This is a genomic window from Neobacillus drentensis (genome assembly GCF_036965245.1).
GTDB lineage: Bacteria > Bacillota > Bacilli > Bacillales > Cytobacillaceae > Neobacillus > Neobacillus drentensis_G.
In genome coordinates this window covers 42332-64707 of sequence record NZ_JBALPG010000051.1, presented here as the reverse complement: position 1 = coordinate 64707, position 22376 = coordinate 42332, and the positions used below count along the sequence as shown (strand labels likewise).

30 protein-coding genes are annotated in these 22376 nt (G+C 36.7%); 10 read left to right on the top strand and 20 right to left on the bottom strand.

Annotated elements, in window-relative coordinates:
- The 4 genes from V7150_RS13180 to V7150_RS13165 form a co-directional block, all read right to left on the bottom strand.
- Nucleotides 1-615, bottom strand: a 615-nt coding sequence (locus V7150_RS13180; RefSeq protein WP_335518757.1) for a 4Fe-4S binding protein, incomplete at its 3' end; no start/stop codon positions are given.
- 60 nt (nt 616-675) lie between these two features.
- Nucleotides 676-1263 carry a DMSO/selenate family reductase complex B subunit gene (locus tag V7150_RS13175; RefSeq protein WP_335518755.1) on the bottom strand — a complete coding sequence of 196 codons (588 nt, stop codon included), beginning with the start codon at nt 1261-1263 and terminating at the stop codon, nt 676-678.
- A gap of 5 nt (nt 1264-1268) precedes the next feature.
- Nucleotides 1269-3668 carry a DMSO/selenate family reductase complex A subunit gene (locus V7150_RS13170; protein ID WP_335518752.1) on the bottom strand — a complete coding sequence of 800 codons (2400 nt, stop codon included), beginning with the start codon at nt 3666-3668 and terminating at the stop codon, nt 1269-1271.
- Nucleotides 3661-4236: a TorD/DmsD family molecular chaperone gene (locus tag V7150_RS13165; protein WP_335518750.1), complete on the bottom strand. Its 576-nt coding sequence runs from the start codon at nt 4234-4236 to the stop codon at nt 3661-3663. The genes V7150_RS13170 and V7150_RS13165 overlap by 8 nt, the downstream gene beginning before the upstream one ends.
- Before the next feature lie 426 nt (nt 4237-4662).
- On the opposite strand from V7150_RS13165, the gene V7150_RS13160 reads away from it, so the two are divergent.
- Nucleotides 4663-4956, top strand: a complete 294-nt coding sequence (locus V7150_RS13160) for a DUF6509 family protein (protein WP_335518748.1) — start codon at nt 4663-4665, stop codon at nt 4954-4956.
- A 43-nt stretch (nt 4957-4999) separates the two neighbouring features.
- Here the strand turns inward: V7150_RS13160 and V7150_RS13155 are convergent, their stop codons facing one another.
- The 3 genes from V7150_RS13155 to V7150_RS13145 form a co-directional block, all read right to left on the bottom strand.
- Nucleotides 5000-5209 carry a cold-shock protein gene (locus V7150_RS13155; protein WP_335518745.1) on the bottom strand — a complete coding sequence of 70 codons (210 nt, stop codon included), beginning with the start codon at nt 5207-5209 and terminating at the stop codon, nt 5000-5002.
- A 245-nt stretch (nt 5210-5454) separates the two neighbouring features.
- Complete coding sequence (locus V7150_RS13150; RefSeq protein WP_335518742.1) at nt 5455-6417, bottom strand: nucleoside hydrolase; 963 nt, start codon at nt 6415-6417, stop codon at nt 5455-5457.
- A gap of 121 nt (nt 6418-6538) precedes the next feature.
- On the bottom strand, nt 6539-7366 hold the full coding sequence (locus V7150_RS13145) for a Ku protein (protein WP_335518739.1): 828 nt from the start codon (nt 7364-7366) through the stop codon (nt 6539-6541).
- Between the two features lie 129 nt (nt 7367-7495).
- Here V7150_RS13145 and V7150_RS13140 point away from each other — a divergent pair, with 129 nt between their 5' ends.
- Complete coding sequence (locus tag V7150_RS13140) at nt 7496-9334, top strand: DNA ligase D (protein WP_335518736.1); 1839 nt, start codon at nt 7496-7498, stop codon at nt 9332-9334.
- 8 nt (nt 9335-9342) lie between these two features.
- On the opposite strand, the gene dapF is transcribed toward V7150_RS13140, so the two are convergent.
- From dapF to V7150_RS13105, 7 genes are all read right to left on the bottom strand, one after another.
- Nucleotides 9343-10326, bottom strand: a complete 984-nt coding sequence (dapF, locus tag V7150_RS13135; RefSeq protein ID WP_335518733.1) for a diaminopimelate epimerase — start codon at nt 10324-10326, stop codon at nt 9343-9345.
- Nucleotides 10327-10399: 73 nt separating this feature from the next.
- Nucleotides 10400-11185 carry a hypothetical protein gene (locus tag V7150_RS13130; protein ID WP_335518730.1) on the bottom strand — a complete coding sequence of 262 codons (786 nt, stop codon included), beginning with the start codon at nt 11183-11185 and terminating at the stop codon, nt 10400-10402.
- Between the two features lie 117 nt (nt 11186-11302).
- Complete coding sequence (locus tag V7150_RS13125; RefSeq protein ID WP_335518727.1) at nt 11303-12157, bottom strand: patatin-like phospholipase family protein; 855 nt, start codon at nt 12155-12157, stop codon at nt 11303-11305.
- 183 nt (nt 12158-12340) lie between these two features.
- Nucleotides 12341-13120 carry an ABC transporter permease gene (locus V7150_RS13120; RefSeq protein ID WP_335518724.1) on the bottom strand — a complete coding sequence of 260 codons (780 nt, stop codon included), beginning with the start codon at nt 13118-13120 and terminating at the stop codon, nt 12341-12343.
- Nucleotides 13117-14025 carry an ABC transporter ATP-binding protein gene (locus tag V7150_RS13115; RefSeq protein WP_335518721.1) on the bottom strand — a complete coding sequence of 303 codons (909 nt, stop codon included), beginning with the start codon at nt 14023-14025 and terminating at the stop codon, nt 13117-13119. Before V7150_RS13115 ends, V7150_RS13120 begins: the two co-directional genes overlap by 4 nt.
- The gene (locus V7150_RS13110; protein WP_335518717.1) at nt 14025-14222 is read right to left on the bottom strand and encodes a PLD nuclease N-terminal domain-containing protein; all 198 of its coding nucleotides are present in this window, start codon (nt 14220-14222) and stop codon (nt 14025-14027) included. Before V7150_RS13110 ends, V7150_RS13115 begins: the two co-directional genes overlap by 1 nt.
- A gap of 103 nt (nt 14223-14325) precedes the next feature.
- On the bottom strand, nt 14326-14649 hold the full coding sequence (locus V7150_RS13105) for a DUF4870 domain-containing protein (protein ID WP_335518714.1): 324 nt from the start codon (nt 14647-14649) through the stop codon (nt 14326-14328).
- Between the two features lie 191 nt (nt 14650-14840).
- Between V7150_RS13105 and V7150_RS13100 the strand changes: the two genes are divergently transcribed.
- Entirely contained in the window at nt 14841-15968 is a 1128-nt protein-coding gene (locus tag V7150_RS13100) for an amidohydrolase (protein WP_335518712.1), read from the top strand.
- A gap of 399 nt (nt 15969-16367) precedes the next feature.
- The gene (locus V7150_RS13095; RefSeq protein ID WP_335518709.1) at nt 16368-16928 is read left to right on the top strand and encodes a GNAT family N-acetyltransferase; all 561 of its coding nucleotides are present in this window, start codon (nt 16368-16370) and stop codon (nt 16926-16928) included.
- Nucleotides 16929-16982: 54 nt separating this feature from the next.
- Here the strand turns inward: V7150_RS13095 and V7150_RS13090 are convergent, their stop codons facing one another.
- From V7150_RS13090 to V7150_RS13080, 3 genes are all read right to left on the bottom strand, one after another.
- Complete coding sequence (locus V7150_RS13090) at nt 16983-17141, bottom strand: hypothetical protein (RefSeq protein ID WP_335518707.1); 159 nt, start codon at nt 17139-17141, stop codon at nt 16983-16985.
- Nucleotides 17142-17238: 97 nt separating this feature from the next.
- Nucleotides 17239-17385, bottom strand: coding sequence for a DUF2639 domain-containing protein (locus tag V7150_RS13085; protein ID WP_283919032.1), 147 nt, complete (start codon nt 17383-17385; stop codon nt 17239-17241).
- 74 nt (nt 17386-17459) lie between these two features.
- On the bottom strand, nt 17460-18233 hold the full coding sequence (locus V7150_RS13080) for an SDR family oxidoreductase (protein ID WP_335518703.1): 774 nt from the start codon (nt 18231-18233) through the stop codon (nt 17460-17462).
- Nucleotides 18234-18416: 183 nt separating this feature from the next.
- Here V7150_RS13080 and V7150_RS13075 point away from each other — a divergent pair, with 183 nt between their 5' ends.
- From V7150_RS13075 to V7150_RS13055, 5 genes are all read left to right on the top strand, one after another.
- Complete coding sequence (locus V7150_RS13075) at nt 18417-18659, top strand: spore germination protein (protein ID WP_335518700.1); 243 nt, start codon at nt 18417-18419, stop codon at nt 18657-18659.
- Between the two features lie 14 nt (nt 18660-18673).
- Nucleotides 18674-18916: a spore germination protein gene (locus tag V7150_RS13070; RefSeq protein WP_283919035.1), complete on the top strand. Its 243-nt coding sequence runs from the start codon at nt 18674-18676 to the stop codon at nt 18914-18916.
- Between the two features lie 56 nt (nt 18917-18972).
- On the top strand, nt 18973-19410 hold the full coding sequence (locus V7150_RS13065) for an Hsp20/alpha crystallin family protein (RefSeq protein WP_335518694.1): 438 nt from the start codon (nt 18973-18975) through the stop codon (nt 19408-19410).
- Between the two features lie 72 nt (nt 19411-19482).
- The gene (locus V7150_RS13060; protein ID WP_335518691.1) at nt 19483-19947 is read left to right on the top strand and encodes an Hsp20/alpha crystallin family protein; all 465 of its coding nucleotides are present in this window, start codon (nt 19483-19485) and stop codon (nt 19945-19947) included.
- A 69-nt stretch (nt 19948-20016) separates the two neighbouring features.
- On the top strand, nt 20017-20334 hold the full coding sequence (locus V7150_RS13055) for a hypothetical protein (protein WP_335518689.1): 318 nt from the start codon (nt 20017-20019) through the stop codon (nt 20332-20334).
- A gap of 36 nt (nt 20335-20370) precedes the next feature.
- On the opposite strand, the gene V7150_RS13050 is transcribed toward V7150_RS13055, so the two are convergent.
- Nucleotides 20371-20856 carry a FixH family protein gene (locus tag V7150_RS13050; protein WP_335518686.1) on the bottom strand — a complete coding sequence of 162 codons (486 nt, stop codon included), beginning with the start codon at nt 20854-20856 and terminating at the stop codon, nt 20371-20373.
- Between the two features lie 6 nt (nt 20857-20862).
- Entirely contained in the window at nt 20863-21141 is a 279-nt protein-coding gene (locus tag V7150_RS13045) for a hypothetical protein (RefSeq protein WP_335518683.1), read from the bottom strand.
- 97 nt (nt 21142-21238) lie between these two features.
- On the opposite strand from V7150_RS13045, the gene V7150_RS13040 reads away from it, so the two are divergent.
- Nucleotides 21239-21481: a DNA alkylation repair protein gene (locus V7150_RS13040; RefSeq protein WP_335518680.1), complete on the top strand. Its 243-nt coding sequence runs from the start codon at nt 21239-21241 to the stop codon at nt 21479-21481.
- Nucleotides 21482-21539: 58 nt separating this feature from the next.
- Here the strand turns inward: V7150_RS13040 and V7150_RS13035 are convergent, their stop codons facing one another.
- Nucleotides 21540-22361 (bottom strand): hypothetical protein, encoded by an 822-nt coding sequence (locus tag V7150_RS13035; protein ID WP_335518677.1) that lies wholly within the window; start codon nt 22359-22361, stop codon nt 21540-21542.
- Nucleotides 22362-22376 lie beyond the last annotated feature (15 nt).

Below are 22376 nucleotides of genomic sequence, written 5' to 3'. Positions count from 1 at the left end.
AAATACTTTTTCCAAGCAAAATGAAGAACAAGCCTGGCAAAGTGTACATTTGTTTTGATCAATCTCCACTGTATAAAATTGATATTCCGGATAATAGTTTACTAGTTTCCACTCATTTTCATCTTTAATCCATGAAGCAGGTGCCATACTTATTGCTAATTGTTTTCCTCCTTTTTGGATGGAGGTAAAAAAATCTCTTCTAGAAAATGTCTTCTCATTAACTTTTTGTATAACTTTAATTGGATTATGACCTATGATCTTTAATTTACGATTAGCTTGATTAAGAACGATTTCCCACTTTTGATTAAGAGAGTTCCCAGCAATTTTTATCGAGTGTAATCCTCTTTTTTTATAAATTAGCAGTTCTTTTACAGAAGGTGTGTAACCCTCATCATAAATCAGACACCCCTTCTCAAATTCCCTTGAAGAAGTCATTCCTTCAATGGCAGACAGGGGGCAGGATATCATGCAATCCCCGCAGGAAGTGCATCTTTCTAAAATTATCTCAATCTTTTGTTGATTAATGGTTAAAGCTTTATAATTACATCCATCAAAACAAATACTGCAGGTTGAACGTAGATTCCTCTTTCTTGAACATCTGTTCGTAATATTCAAATCGACTTGCAAGCTTTCAAGCCAGTTGACAAACATAGACATATTACCACCTACAATTTTTTAACTACCGGACAATTTTGCATCCTTATGTGGTGTTATCACAATGTTAGGATGTGTAATCGAATCGCTTGGCATCCCTTTAATTTGGCTTACATTTCCATACTTTTTCCGTAGCTCTTTTATTGGGCCGAATTCAATTGCTCTCATTGGACATGTTGAAACACACACAGGTTTCTCGCCCTTTGCTTGAAGATCGATACAAAAATCACATTTATCAGATTTAAATACCTTTTTATTATATTGAGGAGCTCCATAAGGACACGCCTTGACGCATAATTGTGCACCTTGACAAACCTCTTGATCAATCGTAACAACACCATTTTCTTTATTTTTACTTATCGCCCCTACCGGGCAGCTAGATGTACATTTCGGCTGTGTACAATGATTACAAGCAATGGAAAAGTAAAAAGCTTTAAGGTTATGGACAATGCCGCCTGATGGCTGTTGAACGTAGGTGCCATCCTCATAGGTGTACACCCTGCGGAAATTTATACCTACGTCAAGATTATTTTTATCCTTACAAGAAACGGTACAGGCTTTACAACCGATACAAAGACTTTGATTAATATAAAATCCTAACTGGGCCAACTTCCTCACTCCTCAAACTTTTTTACTTCAACAAGGTTTGTTAATTGCGGATTTGCCTTGGCAAGTGGTGTTGGCCGCTGTGATGTTAGAACATTTACTGATCCCCGTTGATCTAGCCCTTCTTTATCAGGTGTGTACCAAGCACCTTGAGGAATCCCTACAACTCCAGGAATAATACGCGGTGTTACTTTTACATCGATATAGAGAGAACCGCGCTCATTATTGACCTGGACACGGTCGCCATTGTTAATACCACGTTTTTCTGCATCCTTTGGATTCATCCACATTTCTTGTTTTGCTGCTTCTTCAAGCCATGGCTGATTATCATAGGTTGAGTGACATCTCCGCTTATAATGCCAACTGATTAACTGTAATGGGAACTTTTCTTTTAATGGGTCTTCCGGTCCTTCCCATGCAGGAATATATTTCGCTATCGCAGGAATTTCATCGCGGTTATTCATATCCCATAAGGTCTTTGAAAACAATTCGATTTGTCCGGTTGGAGTTTCAAACGGGTGATTTTCAAGATCATCAATTTGCTCCTTAAAACCGACTAGTGGTGCATCATATATAAAATGATGTACCCCCTTCCTGCGAAATTCATCATAGGATGGGAAGCTTGGATCGAGCTCTTTTTTCGTCCTTTCTACACTTTCCTTAACCAAGTCAAGAGTTGTCTTTCCCTCAGTGAATTTTTCCTTTAATCCTAATTTCTCAGCCACATCAGCAAACACATCATATTCATCACGGCATTCATAAAGTGGGTCAATTGTTTTATCTCCAAATACAACATAATCTCCAAAACACCATGGGACACCGACATCATATCGTTCAAAGAACGTTGTACCAGGTAATAAAATATCCGCAAATTTGGCACTCGGTGTCATAAAGAGATCGCTTACAACAATAAATTCTACTTTGCTTTCATCCTCAAGCAGCTTTACCGTTTTATTGATATCAGAATGCTGATTTATCAGCATGTTCCCAGCCATATTAAAAATTAATTTAATATTTGCTGATAATTTTTCCGTTCCTTCTAAACCATCTGCTGCTGTCATTTCTGTCCCTTTCTCCACCGCCTTAGTCCAGAGAAAACAAGGGATCGAGGCCTTGACCGGATTTTCATATGAAAATGGATAAACTATATCTGAACGGCTCCAATAACCTGTTCCTGCTGCCCAGCCGCCAATCTTCCCAACATTTCCTGTCAAACATGCAAGCTGTGCACCACCGCGCATGAATTGCTCCCCATATGCCTGTCGTTGTGCAGACCAGCCTTGGATAAGTGCTGCAGGTTTCGTTTTGGCATACTCACGGGCTATTTCACGTATTTTATCAGCTGGAATATGACAAATTTTTTCTGCCCATTCTGGAGTTTTTGCTACCCCATCCTTTTCACCAAGCAAATAACTTTTTAACGACTCTTCCTTTGGAACCCCATCAGGCATATGGTCACCGTCAAATCCAATACAGTATTTATCAAGAAATGCTTGATCATGTAATTTCTCCGTGATGATCACATACCCCATAGCATCCATCAAAGCGTTATCCGTTGTCGGCAAGATAGGAATCCACTCGTCTGCAAAAGTAATTACAGTATCCGTATAACGAGGGTCAATTACAATGATTTTTGCACCATTTTTCTTAGCCTGCATTAAATATTCGCGGTATGGAGTCGAAAAAATCATTTCTGACGGATTTTGCCCCCACAAAATAATATATTTTGAGTGTAAGAGAGTATCAAAGCTGCTTCCGGAATTATTCGTACCGTACGTATAGGGAGTAGCTACATTTCCTGCCCCGGAACTGTAATCATTTCTATAATTTAAAAAGCCTCCTGTAAGTGATAATAGTTTCCTTGCTGCATTTTTACCCCCATGTAACCCCCAGCTTTGTCCTGAAGCATAGTTAACATATCTTGACTCTGGACCGTATTGATCCCCAATTCGTTTTACTTCAGATGCAATAGTTTCGATTGCCTCCTCCCATGAGATTCGTTTAAATTTTCCTTCGCCTCGTTTTCCTACTCGTTTCATCGGGTATTTAAGGCGGTCAGGGTGATAGAGCATACTTCGATAGTTTCTGCCTCTGACACACGCTCTTAGTGGCGGTGTAGATAAGTCACCACTTTCCTTTGTATCTGTACTGACCCTGACAACGACGCCATCTTTCACATGTGCTTTGATTACACAGCGTCCCCCACAATTATTAATGCTGCAGGTTGAAATGATTTTTTCCTTTTCTTTTGCATTCAATACCGTTGGTTCTTCTTTACTGTCAACAAGCATCTTAGTGCCAATTCCTCCAGCTATAACAGGAATCCCAATCGCTCCGGACCATTTTAAAAAGGTTCGCCGCTGCATTTTATTAGTTAATAAGTTCTTTAAATGGTTCTTTTCAGACATCAGTTAGTGCCTCCCCTAACTCCAATAAAGATGTTAAATCAAAGCTTAAAAAGTCTTCGAGCAGCATCGCTGCCCCCAAATATAATTTACTATTGGTATTCTCAATTACTTTTTCGCAAAAAAACGGAATCCAAATGGTTAAATGTTTTTCAAGAAAGTTAACTTGGCTTACGATTAATTCTAAAATTCTTTCAGGCCTTACTTCTTGCATGCTTTTATCCGCAAGAAAGATCATAAATTCCAATTCAAGTAATAAGTGGTCATCTGGTTCTTTATTTTCTTTTATAAATTGAAGACCGAATTGATGATATTGCTCTCTGATTTGATACGTCCACTCCTCAAAAAGCAGCTTCTCCTTACTCCTATAATAAGATTCCCACGGTGGTGCAGCTAATGGTCCCGGTCCTATGAACAGACGTTGATATTCTTCTTTTTCCTTATTGATTTGTTCATTTGATAAGTGTCCAAAAAAGTGCTGAAGGATCTTCCCCCCCTCATGAACCTCTTCTAAACCATGGAAATTAGCACTATTCCGAATTTCTGCCAAGACCTTATTATTTGGTGGCAAAAATAATAGATGCAGCAGCTGATAAAATTTTTTCCTTGATAAAAAAAACTGCTGTAATTGATTATGTAAAGATTCAGTTGTTGTAGTTATTTCTTCTCACCCCTTATTTGTGATTTTTTTCACATGTTTATGTGGTTTTTCTACTGACTTTCCTTTCTGCAAGGGTATATTTTTCTATTTTTATCATACCTCAATCTGCCAAAGATGAAATCAGTTTGTTCAATTATTCACATTAAATTCAAAATCCTTAGGATGAGTATGAAGCAAATGATTTTTTCTCTCTTTTAGAGAAAATGTGTATAATAAGAAGGTTAAAGAAAACTCGCAGATTAGCGAGCCCGTTAGGGTGAAGCCAAAGGCGCAGTTCCGCTTATGCGTTCAGAATTTATGGTAATAAATTCTGATTAGCCTAATAAACAGCAAAGGATGATCCACTTGAATATTACTGGCCACGAAGTTGAAAAACTAGAAGACCCATTTGGTTTATTATCAGGTGACCGCTATGAATTTTTTCTAGAACTTGATGTTGACGTAGAGGATGAACTTTATTCTGATAAAGGTGTTGGCTTAAAAGTGATTTTCGTCAGTGATAATGGCGGTAACAAAATTTCCAGTTATTATTTTTATGAACGGGGAAGCGAGAAGGTCCTTGACTTTGCCCTCGAAGAGGACGAGGAGGAACTAGTTCTTACTTATTGCCGGCAACATCGAGAAGAATAATGAAAAAGCAGGGAGTTTGGATTCTCCCTGCTGACATGTTTCATTACATAAAGTTTTTACTATGATTATGAATAACCTGAAGTTCTTTTGTTGTTTGACTCATTTCACTTTTGCAAATGGGACAATGGGGCACATCATTGCTTTTAAAATTATCACGAACCCAGCACTTACAATTCTCTGAATTACAGACCCAAATTTTAGTCTCTTCTAATTTGATTTCTTCATCATTTTTTCTTCCAAACGCCAAAACCATCACTCCCTTTAATTAGATATGACTGTTTTTGAACACTTTATTTATAAGTTCTGATTCTCCTAATCTGGTAATCATTATATAGAAAAAGGTGATGCCTTCATCTACGCATCACCTTTTATTTAACGACTACTTAATCTAATAAATATAACGAACAATAAAGCCTAACTTTATATTATCGTAATTTTCTAATTTAGTCAATTCAATTTTAATACATAGGAAATACTGAGAATATTTCGCATTATATGTCATACTTTGTGACATTCGCCTTGCAGAAAGATTTCCATAAAATTAACGATGAATTTTTGTATATCCGCTTCCATGCCAATATAATCAATACTTTCTGGTCGTTCTTTATCGGGTTTTGGACGGAAATCAGCAATACTTTTTCCTTTGGAATTTCCAAATTCCTCTACCCTAACACGTCGGGGTACATATTTAACTAGTTCAGGATTGGTTAAGGCCATTAGCGGAACAACATCATGAAGTGGTGCACCTTTAATTCCCGGTACATTTTTTTGATAAGCCTTATAATAATAATCGAAAGCTGGTTTTAATAACGGTTTAAATGGGGTTGAGCTGTTTTCATCAAGATAGTTTATGATTTCAGGTGTAATGATGGCTTTATTCGTTATATTTAACGGATATAAATAAATATTATGTGCTTTTTCCATTACGGTATTTGCTGCAATAGGGTCTACATAGAAGTTCGCCTCCGCTTCGGCTGTAATATTCCCAGGCACCAAAAATGCCCCTCCCATGATAAAAAAAGCTGTTACATCCTTTAAGGCATTATTCCCATATAGGATAAACATCAATGCTAACTCTGTTAATCTCCCAACAGAAACTATCACCAAATTCCCTTTATATTGTTTAACAATTTCTATAATTTTGTTTATATCATAAACATTTACATTTTTTAATATATCCGGCGGCTTAAGTGGACCTAAACCTTCCTTACCATGAATTTCTGGATAATACAGGATGGGTTCGCCTGATAGGGGGCCTGCAGTACCCGCAATAATTGGAATATCCTGTCTATTCCCTAAATATAACAAATAAGCTGTATTTTTAATCGATTGCTCTTTTGGCGTATTTCCATAGCCACTTACAATACCAACTAAATTTATTTTCGGATTAAGTAATGCAAACATAATTGCAAACGAATCATCGATACCTGGGTCCGCTATCATGAGTACATTATAAGCCATTTCCTATCCTCCATTATTATTATAATGTCCTTGTTTAAATTATGATTAAAACATAAATGAAAGAACAGGGACGACAAGGAAAAACCGATTCAAGTGCAATTCGAATCGGTAATGAGCTTTTTTATGCTTCCTTTTTTATTTTTGGAGCTCCCTTTTTTCTTGGTGCTGCTTTTTTTGGTTTGGTACGATCAATCGATGCCTGCAAGGCAGCCATTAAATCAGTGACATTAGATGCAATCTCCTTCGTCTCGGCTGTTACTATTTCTTTTCCGCTACGTTTCGATTCGACGAGTTCAAGGAGTGCGGTCCGGTATTCATCCGTATATTTTTCAGGCTCGAAAACTGAGGTTAATTGATCGATAAGCAAGATTGCCGTATCTAATTCTTTTTTTGTTATCTTGTCCTCGGAAGGGATATTTGGGACATCTCCAGCTTTACGAACCTCGTCAGGATAATGAATGGTTTCCATTACCAATGTATTTTCATACACACGGATGACAGCCATTTGTTCCTTTGAACGGATGATAATTTTGGCTAGGCCAACCTTCTGTGATTCCTGTAACGCCCTGCGTAACAGCGAATAAGCTTTCCCGCCTCCTTCATTAGGAGACATATAATAACTTCGATCAAAGTAAATCGGATCGATTTCCTCTATTTTTACAAAATCAATGATCTCTACAGCCTTTTCTTCATTTTCCTTTCGCAGCTTTTCTAAATCTTCATGATCAAGGACAACAAATTTTCCCTTTGTATATTCGTACGCCTTCACGATATCTTCTGGTTTTACCTCTTCTTCACAAACAGAACAAATTTTTTCATACTTAATTGGCGCATTACACTTGTTATGTAAGGTCCGAAGTTTAATATCTTTGTCTTCTGTAGCAGTGTGGAGCTTGATAGGGATGTTAACAAGTCCGAAACTAATACTTCCTTTCCACATCGTATGCATAGGAATTTCTCCATTCTTTTTGTTTTTATTTTGTGTCTCCACATTCAAGTACATTCCTCAAAACAAATGGAAAAGGATGAACTCGTCTTCCATGAAGCAAAATAAAGAAAAAAGGAAGGAATATAAATAATGAAGCCAATGCTGCCAAGTTTAACCTTTGATTTGCCGGTCCGGCCCAACTGGCTATACGAGGTTAAATATGATGGATTTAGGGCCATATTGGAGTGGAATTCCAGAGGAATTACGTTAACAAGCAGAAATGGAAAAGAGCTTTTTCCACAGTTTCCTGAGATAAAGGATTTTTTATTAAAACATGAAAAACAATTCAAACCCTTTTTGCCGTTACAACTAGATGGAGAGCTTGTATCCCTTGAAAACATATACAAAGCTAATTTCTCCTCCATCCAGGTGAGAGGCCGGTTAAAGTCTGAAAAAAAAATTATTGAGCAGGCAACCCGCTCCCCATGCCGTTTGATGGTTTTTGATTTATTGATGTTAAAAGGGAAACCGCTCCATTCTCTCGTATTTCATAAACGAAAAACCGAACTGTACAAATTATTTCAAACCATTGGATTTAATTTTTCCCCTGACCCTTATGATAACCAGTTGGTTCAATATGTAACAGCACAGGAGGATTTTACTAACATATGGGAAAAAGTGGTTTTATATGATGGTGAAGGCATTATTGCTAAATCGAAAAATAGTCTTTGGGAGGAAGGTAAACGGTCATTACAATGGCTAAAGTATAAAAATTGGAAATATGTCAGTTGCTTTATCATTTCCTTTGAGAAAACGAATGGCTATTTTTACGTTGGGGTTTATAAAGAAAAGGGTATTTTTTCTATTGGTCAGGTTCTATTCGGCTTTAAACCTGAAGAAAAGAATGCACTAAAGCAAACGATTAAACAAAATATGGTGAGTGAGGATGCCCAATTTATTTATGTCAATCCTGCAATCTGCCTCGAAGTGAAATATTTGGAGCTATATGATAACCAGCTGCGTGAGCCCCATTTTGACCGCTTCCGTTTTGATTTGGAGCCAGCAGAATGTACATATGACCGCTTTATATTTGCACAGAAAAACCTGCCCACAGATTTGGAAATTACCCATCCTGACAAACCGTTATGGAAAAAGTTTTCCATACAGAAAGCGGATTATATACTGTACTTACGAGAAACTTCACCGTATATGCTCCCTTTTTTAACGAATCGTTTGTTAACCGTCATTCGTTATCCACATGGAATGTTTGGCGAAGCATTTTATCAAAAAAACTGTCCCGATTATGCACCAGAATTTGTTCAGACACATCTAGCTGACGGGATTGATTATATTATTTGCAATAATTTGAAAACGCTTGTTTGGCTGGGAAATCAACTGGCGATTGAATTTCATGTTCCCTTTCAAACCATTAACAGCAAAGGACCAAGCGAGATTGTTTTTGACTTAGACCCTCCCTCAAGGGATGCATTCCCATTGGCGATTAACGCTGCACTTTTAATAAAAGAAGTTCTTGACCAATTAAATTTAATCGGGTTCATAAAAACTTCCGGCAATAAAGGCTTGCAAATTTATTTACCTCTACCGGAAAATAGTTACTCTTATGATGATACAAGAATTTTTACAAGCTTTATTGCGGAATATTTAATATCCAAGGATCCTGAATCTTATACGATTGAACGAATGAAAAAAAATCGCGGGAACAGGTTATACGTTGATTACGTACAACACAGTGAAGGAAAAACGATTGTTGCCCCTTACTCAATGCGGGGAAATGAATACGCTGGTGTTGCAACGCCGCTTTATTGGGATGAGGTGGATGAAAAATTGGAGCTCGTTTCGTTTAATATGGAAAATGCCCTCAAACGAATTCGCGGGCAGGGAGATCCATTTAGGAATTATTTTCAAACAAAACAAGTCCAACCGTTTGGACCTGTCCTAGAAATTTTAAAAAAAGGTAAAAAAGGATAAGGCACGCCTTATCCTTTTATCGCATTTTCAATTATTTGCTGTGACTCTGACTGAAGCCGTTCATATATTTGCTGTTCGGAAAAATCGTTTCTAGATTCTAGTCTAAATGAAAACTCATCAAGGTTTACCATGATAGAAGCTTTGTATAGGTAGGTAGCATTTCCAATTAGATCAATTGAGTATGTCCCCTCACATTTATGTACAACACATTGAACTCTTCCGCCATTATTATAAACATCAATAACCTTTTCAAATTCATTGAGTCCTGTTAAACAAGTAACAAGTGAAGAAGCTGACATAGCTGTACCACATGCATTTGTAAAACCAACACCACGTTCATAGGTTCTAACATAGATAGAACCAGCCTTTAGTGGTTTTACAAAGCTTACATTTACACCGTCCGGGAATAACTCATTAGGTCTATTTACTTTTTCACTAAGTCGTTGTTGAAGATCGATTTGAAGCTGATCGGTTTCTACCATCGCAATTAAATGCGGATTTGGCACCGCTAGCGCGGTAAACCTTAATTCTTCTGACAGTTTTACAATTCTTTCATTGAATAGTGTTGGTTTATTTAAATTTAATGGTAACGCCTTTAATTCAAACAGTACTGGGGAAATTTCCACTTGATAAGTATGGACATCTTGGAAGATGTCTTGCTGCTTACTAATTTGGAGATTTGCTTTCATTGTTTCAATTACAGCTTTATTTAATCCATGATGTTCACAAACATATCTCGCCACAAGGCGGAGTCCATTTCCACACATTGAAGCCTCTGACCCGTCAGCATTAAATACACGCATTCTTCCATCGGCATGATCGCTCTTCATTACAAAAAGAATCCCGTCCGCACCTAAATCAGAATACCGATTACATAACAACCGGGCAAGATCTGCTCGATCGCTATCAGAAAAAGAATAATCATTCTTTAATTCATCAATGATCAGAAAATCATTTCCTGAACCATGACCTTTAATTAAGTCGATTTGCACAGTAAAACCCCCACAATATCGTTTTACTTATCATCATATCAAACATTAGTATTGAGGGAAACTATACAGATCGCTATCTTTCGATAAAATATTCGTTAATGAGAAATGACATTCGGAGGAGCTTGTCCTCTTCAGATAAAATCTCTCTAAAGGATAGTACAGGCGTATTTGGTTCTGGAAACAGTTGATTCCACTCCAACGGCATCCATCCCCTGCGAAGCCGTCCTACATGCTGATGACATTGATCCAATACTTTCTCATCCATAAAGACTGAGGATCCTTCTATAGCACCAACGTACCTTCCGAAACCATCGAACAATTCCTTTTGCGATTTCCGCAAGCCTAGATTCTTTTTTTCAAGTCTGCCCAAAAGATGGTTATTACGATTGTATACCTCAATCATAATCGATTTTCTACCTTTTACTTTAAAGAATCCAAGTACTTCATTATCAAAATTGTAAAGAGCATATGTTTTTGAAAGCATTAATGGTTTCCAGCTCTTTTCACGGAATTTTTTTATAATACCTGCCAAATGACCGTCCGAAAAATAAAGATGCAACCGTGAAGATTGAGTATTCATATACATCACCAAAAGATGCCGTGCTTCAAATAAAGACTGATTGATCCTCTCTGATTTAGCGATATTTTTGCTAATCGCTATCGATTGTCTCAATCTATAAAGGTAGATTTGAAAACTAACCAAGCTATACATTAGAAATGGAATGGTATATAACATGATTTCCCTATGCTTAACAATAGAAAAATTTATCACAATAATCATGATTGTCGGAACTAATGCTGCAATACTACCATTCAAGTTTATATTAGCTGTATCCCGGTAATATTCATTTATTTTCATCCATAAAACTCCTTATCAATTCCTCTACTATCAGTTTATTTACTAGTAATCAAAAAAATGATAATAGAAGTTTTATTAGTTCAAAAGAAAAGAGAAGATGCAAATTAAGCTCTTCTCTTAAGTGTTGATATAGTTTAAGATGGACGACATTGAATTTTTTGCATCCTTATAGCCTTGATTGTACAGGTCTTCCAACCTTTTTGGGTTTCTTTCCATTCTTCCAACCTTTAATGGCTGTGTCGGTCGAATAATAAGAGCATTTCCGGCTTTTTCTTCGTCTTCCAAGTATGCAACCGTGTCATTATAAATTTGGTATCGTTTCCTTAATGAATGCTGCAAACCTTTATATTCCGGATATTTCCGGTTAACAAGAAAATGAAATTTTGAAGATTTTTTCAAATATCCTTTATTCCTAGTTAAAATAACGATATTTTTCTTAAAACCATCTTTTTGCGCTTTTTTGATTGGAATTGGATCACTTATACCTCCATCAAGTAAAATCTTGTCTTTAAAAAGGATTTCCGGAGCAATAAACGGCAATGAGCTAGATGCTCGTAGAATGGTTAGAAGATCCTTTTCATAATCTTGTTTTTTTAAATAAACGGGCTCTCCAGTTAGACAATCTGTCGTCCCGACGACAAATTCTGAAGGATTATTATAAAACACGTCATAATGGTATGGAACATACTTATTGGGAATTTCATCAAAAATAAAGTCCATTCCAAAAAACTGCCGATTTTTAAAATAGTTTTTCCAGGATATATATCTTGGGTCAGATGCATATTCAATGGTGACAGTTTTATTTCTACCTTTTTGCTTCGACAAATAGGATGCAGCGTTACAAGCACCTGCAGAAACACCAATTACATAGGGGAAATATAAGTCTCGTTCTAAAAAATATTCAAGGATTCCTGCAGTATAAACACCGCGCATTCCGCCGCCTTCCAATACTAAACCGACTTGATCTATCACACTGCCTCGTCCCTTCTATCTAAACCTTTGCAAAATTTCATAATAATCATTATAAAATACCATCCAAAATTTGCAAAACGAAAAGACTTTTTGAGGATCAGTATTTCATTCGTTGAACTTTGATAACTGTCTAGCATTAGCACATAGCAACTAGTGGACTTCCCTCAAAGGGAGCATGCTTTTCTATGACGCTAGCTCTTTTTTCTTAAAAATTATCACACTTAAAGATAGTAATATTACTATGCAGCCCGCTGCTATTAAACTAGCCGGCAGAGTATCATCAGGAATACCCTTATCTAAAAGTATTTCACTTGCATAGCTAGTTAACTGTGACGGGCTCCATTCAAGCAGATTGGAAAGTATACCGCTTACTAGACTAACAACCATAACAACCGCTAGTGAAATAAAGCCAGCTACTCCCGGTGATAAAAGTGACGCACTTAAAAACAAGGTAATCGTTAAAATTACGGTAAGCCATAAACCATAAAAAAAGAACGACTGGAAAAAGTTCTCAACCGGAATCCAATCAAATAAAACACCTGTGTAATACCAAGTCGCAAGATAGCCGATCAAGAAGGAAAACCACATTAACAACAGAGCCCCTGCCCATTTGGCGGTTACAAAGGAACGATAGGATACAGGTTTCACTAAAATCATCGCGGCCACACCGCTTTTTCTTTCTGAAGCTATTATGCCCATGGTTGATAAGACAATAATTAAAACACCTAAAGTAGTATATTGGCCAAGGCCTTGAATCAACACTTCTCCAGCTGTTGGTGTTGGGATATTGATAACCGCTCCTTCAGGCAATCCTCCAGCTAAATCGAGTATTTGCGGCATGTAATACGTTGTAATTGGCTGCTGAACACCAATTAATATAAAGGTAATCGGAACCCAAATCCATTTAAAATTTCTCCACATTTCTACTATCTCTTTTTGCAGCAATGTCATCCATTGGCTCATTTCCCCACCACCTTCATAAACACATCTTCAAGGGTCATACTGCAAATTTCAAATTTCTCAAGCGGCAAGTTTTGTTCGGAAATCCACATTAAGAATGACTGTCTTGCCTTGGCTATATCCTTAACAAAAATACTAATCCGATTTCCTTCATTCCTTAAAGAATGTGTTAACACATGGGATGAGAAGAATGAAATATAGTCATCGGTTTTTCCTCTAAAGTACAAATCAATTTTGGCTTGCTGGTGCCGTTCACGGAGATCAGTCATTGTCCCTGATTCAACAATTTCCCCGTTATGTAGAAACAGAATTTCGTCACATACTTCCTCAGCATCATTTAAGATATGTGTTGAGAATAGAATGGTTGTTTCTTTCTTTAACCCTTCAAGAAGATCTAAAACTTCCCTTCTGCCAATTGGATCCAAGGCAGAAACGGGCTCATCGAGCATTAATAGCTGAGGGCTATGTATAAGGGCTTGGGCAATTCCTAACCTTTGTTTCATCCCACCGGAATATTTACCAACCTTCCTATTTTTTGCCTCTAAAATTCCAACAAGCTGCAGCAGTTCTAGTGATCGTTCTTTTGCTTCCTTAGTAGGTAATCCCGCTAATCTTCCAACATATGTTAAAAATTCAAGACCCGACATCCATTCGTAAAACACAGGAAATTGTGGAAGGTAACCGATTAATTCCCGGATATCCTCACCTTTTTTAGCTTCTGTAAAGATTATCCTTCCACTCGTCGGATTCATTAGTCCAGAGAGCATCCTAAGGGTGGTCGTTTTACCCGAACCATTCGGACCTAATAAAGCAATACATCTTCCTTTTTCTAATGTAAAATCAAGTCCTTTAATTACTTCCGTCCCTTGAAAACTCTTTTTTAAACCTTTTATTTGAATAAGGGACATCAGTTACTTCTCCTTCCAATGACAAAATAAAGGATTGGCCCAATAATATTAATGAATAGAATAATCAGTGCCCATAACCACTTAGGACCATTCGTTCTTTCTATTTTGACGAGATCAATGATTGAAACAATTAATAATATTAGCTGGATAATAAGAATTGGCGCGATAATTGGTAAAAATCTTACTAAAGTATCCATGCTGTTTCCCCCTTTGTATTGTTATTCAATCATATGACGTTTAAACTGAAAAAACGTTCAAAAACCCGACAAATATTTTTGCCGGGTTCCAAAAAGATATATTTTATTTAATTAGCCTAAAAATCCATGGGAATTGATATTCTTTACCCTCGTACGCTCTAACGGCTGCGATAATACTAAAAATAAGTGCTGCAATCCCAATTGCCCACAATAGGAAAATTCCAACTATTACAAGGGTTAAAATCCCCGCGACGATTGAATACACGAAATAAGAAATAAAGAAATTAAAATATTCTTTCCCATGATAATCAATAAAAGATGACTCATCCTTCTTTAATAACCAAATAATTAGTGGAGCTATTATTGGAAAAAACAAGCTTAACACATATATACCAGCCGCCATTAACCTTTCTTCACTTTTTATCATTTTCATTTCCCCCATTGGAAAAAATTCTTTCCTTACCTTACTATTTATGTATTGTCCCCTAAAAAGTTTCATAAATTACCTAAAATTCCGCAAAGAAATTAGAAAAGGAATCAGATTTCCACCTTTTCCTTTAACACATATGTTGTTAAAATAGATAAAATATAATTAACATCAAATAGAAAGGCTTTATCATGACAAAAATACTTTTAAAAAATGCTTTTATTTATCCCGTTACTTTCAATCCGATAAAAAATGCCGATGTTCTTATTGAAAATGGAAAAATAAAAAAAATAGGAAGGAATCTCACGACCGATTTAACCGTTAAAATCATCGATTGCTGGGGATTATATCTATTTCCTGGCTTTATTGATGTTCATACCCATTTAGGTCTATATGATGAAGGCACTGGTTGGGCAGGGAATGATGCCAATGAAACTGCAGAAGCACTCACACCCCACATTCGAGCCATCGACGGGGTTTATCCATTGGATCCGGCCTTCACTGACACAATAAAAAGCGGTATAACAACCGTTCACATTATGCCAGGAAGTGCTAATGTGATTGGGGGAACCACTTCTGTTATCAAAACTACTGGAAAAAATATAAAAAAAATGATTGTCCAAGAAATTGCCGGATTAAAAATAGCCTTAGGGGAAAATCCAAAAAGAATCCACAGCAATGGTAATAGTGATTCAATTACAAGGATGGGGATTATGGGAATGCTCAGGGAAGCCTTTTACCAGGCCATTCATGCTGATAACCCTGAAGAACTTAGAATTGCCCCGATTGTGATGGCACTAAAAAGAGAAATTCCGGTAAGAATTCATGCACACCGTGCAGATGATATAATAACCGCACTAAGGTTCGCAGAAGAGTTTAATCTGGATTTACGGATTGAGCACTGCACCGAAGGACATTTAATTGCCAGTGAGTTAGCTGGTATTGATTTAAAAGTTTCCGTTGGCCCAACATTGACCAGAAGATCCAAAGTCGAATTAAAAAATAAGACATGGAAAACGTATGAGGAACTGACAAATCATGGTGTCGAAGTGTCGATTACGACAGATCATCCATATATACCCATTCAATATTTAAATATTTGTGCAAGTTTAGCTGTTCGTGAAGGATTACCGGAGCAAAAAGCTCTTGAAGGAATTACCATCCTACCGGCTAGAAATTTAAAAATAGACCAAAAGGTTGGAAGTATCGAAGAAGGAAAAGATGCTGATTTAGTGCTCTGGAGCCACCATCCATTCCATTACTTAGCAAAGCCTAAATGGACTATGATTGGCGGCGAAATCGTCTACAACGAAGCGTAGAATTTTGTTGAAATTTGGCAAAAAAAATAATTGAAAATCCAACAAAAAAACTATTTATTTTTTTCATTTTTTCTTGTATCATACTCTAAGTAAAACTATTTTAGACCTGAAAATTTTGGGGGTTTATAAACATAATCCGTTAACAAAAAAATGATATAGGGAAGGCAAATGGTGCGCCACCAGTTTTTTCTGGTTCTAGTGGGTTCGATTCCCACCCCGAAATTTTTTAGCAACTTTATAAAGCAAACTCGTCGACTGTCGAGCCTCAGAGGGCGAAGACAGAGGCGTAATTGCACTTATGCCTGATAGGTAAGTTTTACTTTCCTATCGGCTAAAAAATTTCGAGGGTGGGCCGCTTCTTTTGACATGGGATCGGTATGCCCTAATGGAGGGTAATTCATGCTAAAGAAACGTGATCTTCATGACAGCCACACATTGTACGAATTAATGACGCATCCTGCTGTCTTCCCTTTTGTACGTCATAAAACTGATTCTTATGATGAATTCTTATTTATAACAAAACAAACCATTGAAGCAGAAGAGCGCGGTGAATTAATTTCACGGACGATTCTCGATGAATGGGGTACCCCAATCGGTACGATTAATTTGTTTGATATTGAAGATAATGCAGGATTTTTAGGAACGTGGCTTGGAAAACCCTATCATGGTAAAGGGTATAACAGCCCTGCTAAAGATGCCTTTTTTCAGGAGCTATTTTACGAAGCTGGGATAGAAACAGTATTTATGCGGATTCGTAAAGTTAATATCCGCTCAATCAAAGCTGCTGAAAAGCTTCCATATGTTGTTAAAGCAAATGAAACGAGAATTTCTATCTATCAGCAATTAAACGCAAATGGTGAAGTTTATGATTTATACGAGATTCCAAAAGACCTATACACTTTCCATCTGTTACGAAATGGCTCACTTCAAATAGATTCTTCTAAATTATTGGAAGCCTAAAAAAGCAATCACCAAGGCGATTGCTTTTTTTTATTATTTTAATAATAATTCCTGTTATTCCAATACATTTTGTTCAATGGTTTCATTTACATCACTAAGACCCATTTGGAGCAAAAAATCTTCTAATTCCTCGGTTGTTAACGTTTCAAAGCGGCCATCATGAAAAAAAACTTGGGTTTGATTTGGATTGATTCTGTTCATGTTAAAACTCATTTTCTTTGCTCCTTTCATAGATGATTACTTTCTATTATCCACAAAAGGAACGGATTTCATTCCTGAAAATCAACTTGCTAGAAAAATTATGAAACCATTACTTGTTTACCACTTTTTCCATGTATAATTTTCTAACTATAAATGTTTTATAGAGCTCTAATTTTTTGTGTTCAATGGGATGTTTGGTAATCCCGATATTTTTTAATTGTTTTACGTACCATCCTTTAGACCCTTGATAAGCCATTTATTTATCCCCCTTCAAAATTGCTTGTCCCTACAATCTATGAAAGGTCGATGGCCTTCATGCCACTTTATAAACTAAATTTTCAATGCTTTCCCAAGTACATCTGCTCCGCCTGTTATCGGAATAATACTTCCTGTAATAAAGTCTGATTTCTCGTCTGTAAGAAAGGCGATCACTCGGGCAATGTCCTCCCCTGTCCCCTGCCTCCCAAATGAATGATTTCCGTGGCTTGCCGCGATAGACGCATCAATATTTTTTTCCTTCCACTCATTAGTTATATCGCCAGGACAGACCATATTAGCCGTTATCCCATGTTGTGCTTCTTCCATTGCAATAGTTCGGGTTAGTGAAGCGAGTCCAGTCTTTGCTGCTGCAAAGGCAGAACGATTGATCCATCCAGGAGCAGTTTCGACCCTGTCATATCCCAGTGTAATAATTCTGCCCCAATTTTGTTTTCGCATCTCAGGAATGATTAGCTTTGACAAATAAAATACTGCCGATAAATTCCCTTGGATTAAATAATTCCATTCTTCAAATGAGTAGTCAGTTAACTTTTTTCTTTCATGTATGTAAGGTCCGGCATTATGAACTAAAACATCCACACTCGAATAGGTCTTAAAGGTCTCTTTTACAATTCGGGTACAATCTTCCTCGTGCGCCACATCCCCTTGAACGGTGATATTTTTCGTTCCAAAACAATCATTCAAATGCTTTGCTAAGAAAACCGCTTCTGATTCACTATTTCGATAGTTGATCACAAGCTGATACCCATTTTCTGCAAGCTGTATTGCGGTTTTTTTGCCAATACCTGTAGCTCCACCTGTAATCAAAGCCGTTTTCCTATTCACAATTTATTACCTCTCACTTTTTTATTTCTCCCTTTACTATATGTTAAAAAGATTCGTTTAGATATGCAAATAATTTATTCCCAACCATTAGATTCTTAGTCATTTTACAGTATTGATAAGAATTAATAACGGATGGGCATTCAATTGCATAGTATGAGGTAAATAATTAAAGGATGTGACAGGATGCAGACTGTAATCAATATTTTCAGCCTGAAAATTAACAGCGTATCTAACAACGGGTCTGTCAACATCGGGGAATCCCTTCATAATGCTCATACGGCCAACTCAAAATCTCAAGGTCAAAATGCATCCTACGGTGATTTAGCACCACCTACTGCCGCAATGGAAAACGTATTTATTGATCCAGACGTCAATGATATGGGAGATATCGCAAATCCGTCGAACGCCTTTAGTAATTCGAGATAAAGGACTGAAGAAAAATGCCTTTTCAGATAAATGTTTTTAACATTAAAACAAATTCCATTAGTAATAATGCAAATATTTCTTTAGGACCTGCCGTCCAAAACAGCCATACAGCAAACCATAAATTGGTAGGAATAAATATTGCATTAGGTGATTTATCCCCTGCGAGCTCGTGTTCTTTGAATGGCTTCGTTGATCCTGATATTAGTGATCAAGATCAAATTGCTAACCCTTCCCTGCCAATTTCGAACCAATATTAGATATAGAGAGGTTGAATAAAATGTTTCCTTGGAATATGTTCCCTTTTACAAAGGATATGAAAGAATCAATACAAAAAATGAAACCAGAGGAGATAAACAATTATGTCCAGGATCTAATAGGAAAAATGATGCCAAACATGCGAGATATGATGAATCCTCAAGATACTTTCAATGGCTTTCAAACATCAGTCTCAAAGCAGCACTCTGCCACAGGTGTATTAAAATCCACATCCTTTGAGACACATGATTATGTTTTTGTTAGAATTCCAATTCAAAATGAAGACTGGATCAAACAACTTCGCCTTTATCATACTTCAAATCAGCTAATCGTTGAGCACATTCCACAGAATGAGGATACAAACACTATCACCCTTCCTGCTATTGTTAAAAAGAAAGGCGCTACAGCAAACTATAAGGATGGCATCCTGGAAGTAAAAATCCCGAAAAATATTGATATGCAATACTCACAAATCGATGTGACGGAAATATTTTAATCGTCACTTTTTGCATGTTTTTTTTAATAATTAATAAGATGAATTAAAGGGTCATTAGGAAGGAGTGAAGTTTTGGAGATCGATAAATTAAAAAAATGGATGGATGCCGCCCAACAATTCCAATCAGAAAATTTTTGGAATAATATATTCGATAACCAGAATCAGAAAGCACCCTCCTTATCTCATTTTTCAACTGTTGCAGAATTTATTCCAAAATGTGATCTATACGAATCAAATAAAGAACTTGTGATCGAAGCAGAGATTCCCGGAGTGGCAAAAGAAGATCTTCATATTTCAATCCAACAACAGCTTTTAACCATTATTGGGGAATTTAAAGCATTAAATCAGAATCGTAAATATTATCTAAAAGAACGTGCTAATCGCCATTTTAAAAAGGAAATAACGCTTCCCTATCCTATTCTGATTAATAAAGTCAAAACAGAAATTCGTCAAGGTGTTTTATACATTGTCATGCCATTTGATCAAGATGATATAGAAAATATCCCCATTTCCTTTGAACAAACCAATTCTGAATAGAGGGTTTTTATGCGATTTTTCTTTCGCTTGTTCGCTTCGAGTAAAACCTTAACGAAGAAAATATCAGATTTGGAGAAGAAGGTTTCAGATTTAGAAGCCAATATCAGTGAAGTGAAAGCGGGCACAAAGGCCGCATTAAACATTCCCCCAAAGGAAATAGAAAGCTCTCCCACTATTCAAATTGAGCATCTACAGGTAGATAAAATCGTAATTGAACGTTTGGATTACGCCAATAATTTTGGTCAATTAGGGATAAAAGAATTATCAGGAAAATTAAATATTGGCTCAACCTATGAAGGCGATATATCTGAATTAATTAATGAGAAAGTCAAAGAAAAAATTAGTAACGAAGCAAAAGTTAATTTTAGAGCAAAAAAAGAGTCGTAAAAAAAGACAGCCGAGGCTGTCTTTTATTAAGGGCTTTTACTGACCTTCAGTTGATTGATCATGGTCATCCATATTCATTCCATCCATCGAGTCTTTTGCTTTCGGATCTTCAGATTCACTTGGTGTCCCGACGATAAATTCCTTTTTCGGCATATTATGCATATCTCTTGCCGTTACATGAGAAATGATATAATACGTTCCTTCCTGCTGGAAAGTCTTTTCGAGTCGGTAAACCCCTTTTTCCGCATGTTTAATTTCTACCTTTTCTTGTTTTTCGTCATTTGCGCGCCAAATCTCGAAGATCACACTATCAGCATCATTTACTTCTTCATTTCCCTGTGTGACCTTTGCTTCAAAGGTAATTGGCTTATTTAATTCTCCAGTCGCAGGTTTAATTGACAAGTCTACATTTACCATTTCAGGTAGTTGTCCTGCCTTTTCTTTTTGCTGCTGCCCACAGGAAACGACAAGGCTAAGAAATAGAACTGTTAATAAAATAGATAAAAGCTTCTTCACGATCATTCTCCCCTAACTTATTTCTTCCATGATTTCAATATGCATTTTTATTAATTGTACCTTAGTATCAATAGCGATTGGTGAATCTATAACCCTTTTTACTGCCGAATAATATTTTTCAAACTTGTTTTTTCTTATTCTTGGATGAGAGTTTTCATCTAAAAGTTCCCGTTTTATCGCCTCGGTTAACGTCTCTTCACTTGTTTTATTGTCTGCTGCTAATATTCGGTTGTTCCAAATCGAACGGTATTCCTCTAATAAATGATCATAATTCATATTTATCCTCGCCAAACAGATCCTCCCCTTTACACTCACACATGCATTGTTACATATTTACTAACATTATTGCAAAAAATAGATTTTAGCAATACTACGAAAGGAGAAACGTATGTCTACTCCATATAAATGTCCAAATTGCAAAACAAATCGCAGCCGGTTTAATATCATTCAACAAGTTACACAGTCTGTGAAGCTTGACCCACAATCAGGAGTAGTTGTCAGGGAATATGGTGAAAATGAGTTAGAACCCTTTCACCTTCCTTACAATGGGCCGGATTATCGGGTACAATGCGGTGCCTGCGGCTTAATTGAGGATGAATTGACCTTTATCAAGTTCGGGGAACAGATTTAAATTACAAAAAAAAAACACCTTTATTCATGGGGGGTCCTCATATAAAGGTGTTTTTTTCTTATTGAAGATTATTTTCTTTTAAAAAATTCAGCGAGTCCACTTTCCAAGCATCCACAGGTGAAAATCTTACCATATGAATATTTCCTTTAAATGTGTGGCTGCCCTTGTCTTTAATGTACCAATCAACCACAGCAGGAACTTCCAAACTAATTTCTTCAGTTAAATCCTCAGGAGGCAAAAGCTCTAATCGCGATATTTTAATATTTTCAACCTTCCCTAAAATAGGCTTCCATTTAATATTTTGTAACGAGATTTGGGAAGTAATTACTGGATCCTGCTGCTTTAGGCCCGCTACATAAGCGTTAATCACTTCATATGGATTCGCTTTGCCTAGATAATCATCTAATTTACCAGATGCCTTCATAACCATGAGCATATGGGAGAGATCCATTGAATTAGTGCGATGGGTCGTGCTCCCATAGAAATGTATACAAAAATGACCTGGAAAATTATTCTTTAGTGCTCCTGCTCCATGGGGCATACCGTGCATCGATGCTGCAATCCAAAGGTCTTTATGAATAACAATTATGGCTCGGCGTTTCCAGCTCCACTTTCCGCTGTATATTTTTTTCATCACTTTCGTGTCTTTTGGAGTTAACGGCTGAACATCAGCATGATGACTTCCTGCACGTCTTTGAACTTTAAAGCGTTTTCCTGTCTCCACATCCAAAACCGCAAATTTTGTATATTTAGGTAATAAATGATTTACCTCTTTCCAGTTCAGCATTTCAATTTTATAGCTAATATCAGATGCTGCCTGAACCCCTTGTCCATTAAGGAGGAAATAAATTATAACAATTAAACAAGCTGACTTCTTCATCAAAGACCCCCTTTT

Excerpts from the sequence above, each read along its gene's own strand:
- V7150_RS13050 (WP_335518686.1), bottom strand. The coding sequence starts at position 20,856 with ATGATCGTGAAGAAGCTTTTATCTATTTTATTAACAGTTCTATTTCTT.
- V7150_RS13040 (WP_335518680.1), top strand. The coding sequence starts at position 21,239 with ATGTCTACTCCATATAAATGTCCAAATTGCAAAACAAATCGCAGCCGG.
- V7150_RS13140 (WP_335518736.1), top strand. The coding sequence starts at position 7,496 with ATGAAGCCAATGCTGCCAAGTTTAACCTTTGATTTGCCGGTCCGGCCC.
- V7150_RS13095 (WP_335518709.1), top strand. The coding sequence starts at position 16,368 with ATGCTAAAGAAACGTGATCTTCATGACAGCCACACATTGTACGAATTA.
- V7150_RS13160 (WP_335518748.1), top strand. The coding sequence starts at position 4,663 with ATGATCCACTTGAATATTACTGGCCACGAAGTTGAAAAACTAGAAGAC.
- V7150_RS13145 (WP_335518739.1), bottom strand. The coding sequence starts at position 7,366 with ATGCATACGATGTGGAAAGGAAGTATTAGTTTCGGACTTGTTAACATC.
- V7150_RS13150 (WP_335518742.1), bottom strand. The coding sequence starts at position 6,417 with ATGGCTTATAATGTACTCATGATAGCGGACCCAGGTATCGATGATTCG.
- V7150_RS13085 (WP_283919032.1), bottom strand. The coding sequence starts at position 17,385 with ATGGCTTATCAAGGGTCTAAAGGATGGTACGTAAAACAATTAAAAAAT.
- V7150_RS13130 (WP_335518730.1), bottom strand. The coding sequence starts at position 11,185 with ATGAAAATAAATGAATATTACCGGGATACAGCTAATATAAACTTGAAT.
- V7150_RS13120 (WP_335518724.1), bottom strand. The coding sequence starts at position 13,120 with ATGAGCCAATGGATGACATTGCTGCAAAAAGAGATAGTAGAAATGTGG.
- V7150_RS13035 (WP_335518677.1), bottom strand. The coding sequence starts at position 22,361 with ATGAAGAAGTCAGCTTGTTTAATTGTTATAATTTATTTCCTCCTTAAT.
- V7150_RS13110 (WP_335518717.1), bottom strand. The coding sequence starts at position 14,222 with ATGGATACTTTAGTAAGATTTTTACCAATTATCGCGCCAATTCTTATT.
- V7150_RS13090 (WP_335518707.1), bottom strand. The coding sequence starts at position 17,141 with ATGAGTTTTAACATGAACAGAATCAATCCAAATCAAACCCAAGTTTTT.
- V7150_RS13065 (WP_335518694.1), top strand. The coding sequence starts at position 18,973 with ATGAAAGAATCAATACAAAAAATGAAACCAGAGGAGATAAACAATTAT.
- V7150_RS13100 (WP_335518712.1), top strand. The coding sequence starts at position 14,841 with ATGACAAAAATACTTTTAAAAAATGCTTTTATTTATCCCGTTACTTTC.
- V7150_RS13070 (WP_283919035.1), top strand. The coding sequence starts at position 18,674 with ATGCCTTTTCAGATAAATGTTTTTAACATTAAAACAAATTCCATTAGT.
- V7150_RS13170 (WP_335518752.1), bottom strand. The coding sequence starts at position 3,668 with ATGTCTGAAAAGAACCATTTAAAGAACTTATTAACTAATAAAATGCAG.
- V7150_RS13105 (WP_335518714.1), bottom strand. The coding sequence starts at position 14,649 with ATGATAAAAAGTGAAGAAAGGTTAATGGCGGCTGGTATATATGTGTTA.
- V7150_RS13155 (WP_335518745.1), bottom strand. The coding sequence starts at position 5,209 with ATGGTTTTGGCGTTTGGAAGAAAAAATGATGAAGAAATCAAATTAGAA.
- V7150_RS13075 (WP_335518700.1), top strand. The coding sequence starts at position 18,417 with ATGCAGACTGTAATCAATATTTTCAGCCTGAAAATTAACAGCGTATCT.
- V7150_RS13115 (WP_335518721.1), bottom strand. The coding sequence starts at position 14,025 with ATGTCCCTTATTCAAATAAAAGGTTTAAAAAAGAGTTTTCAAGGGACG.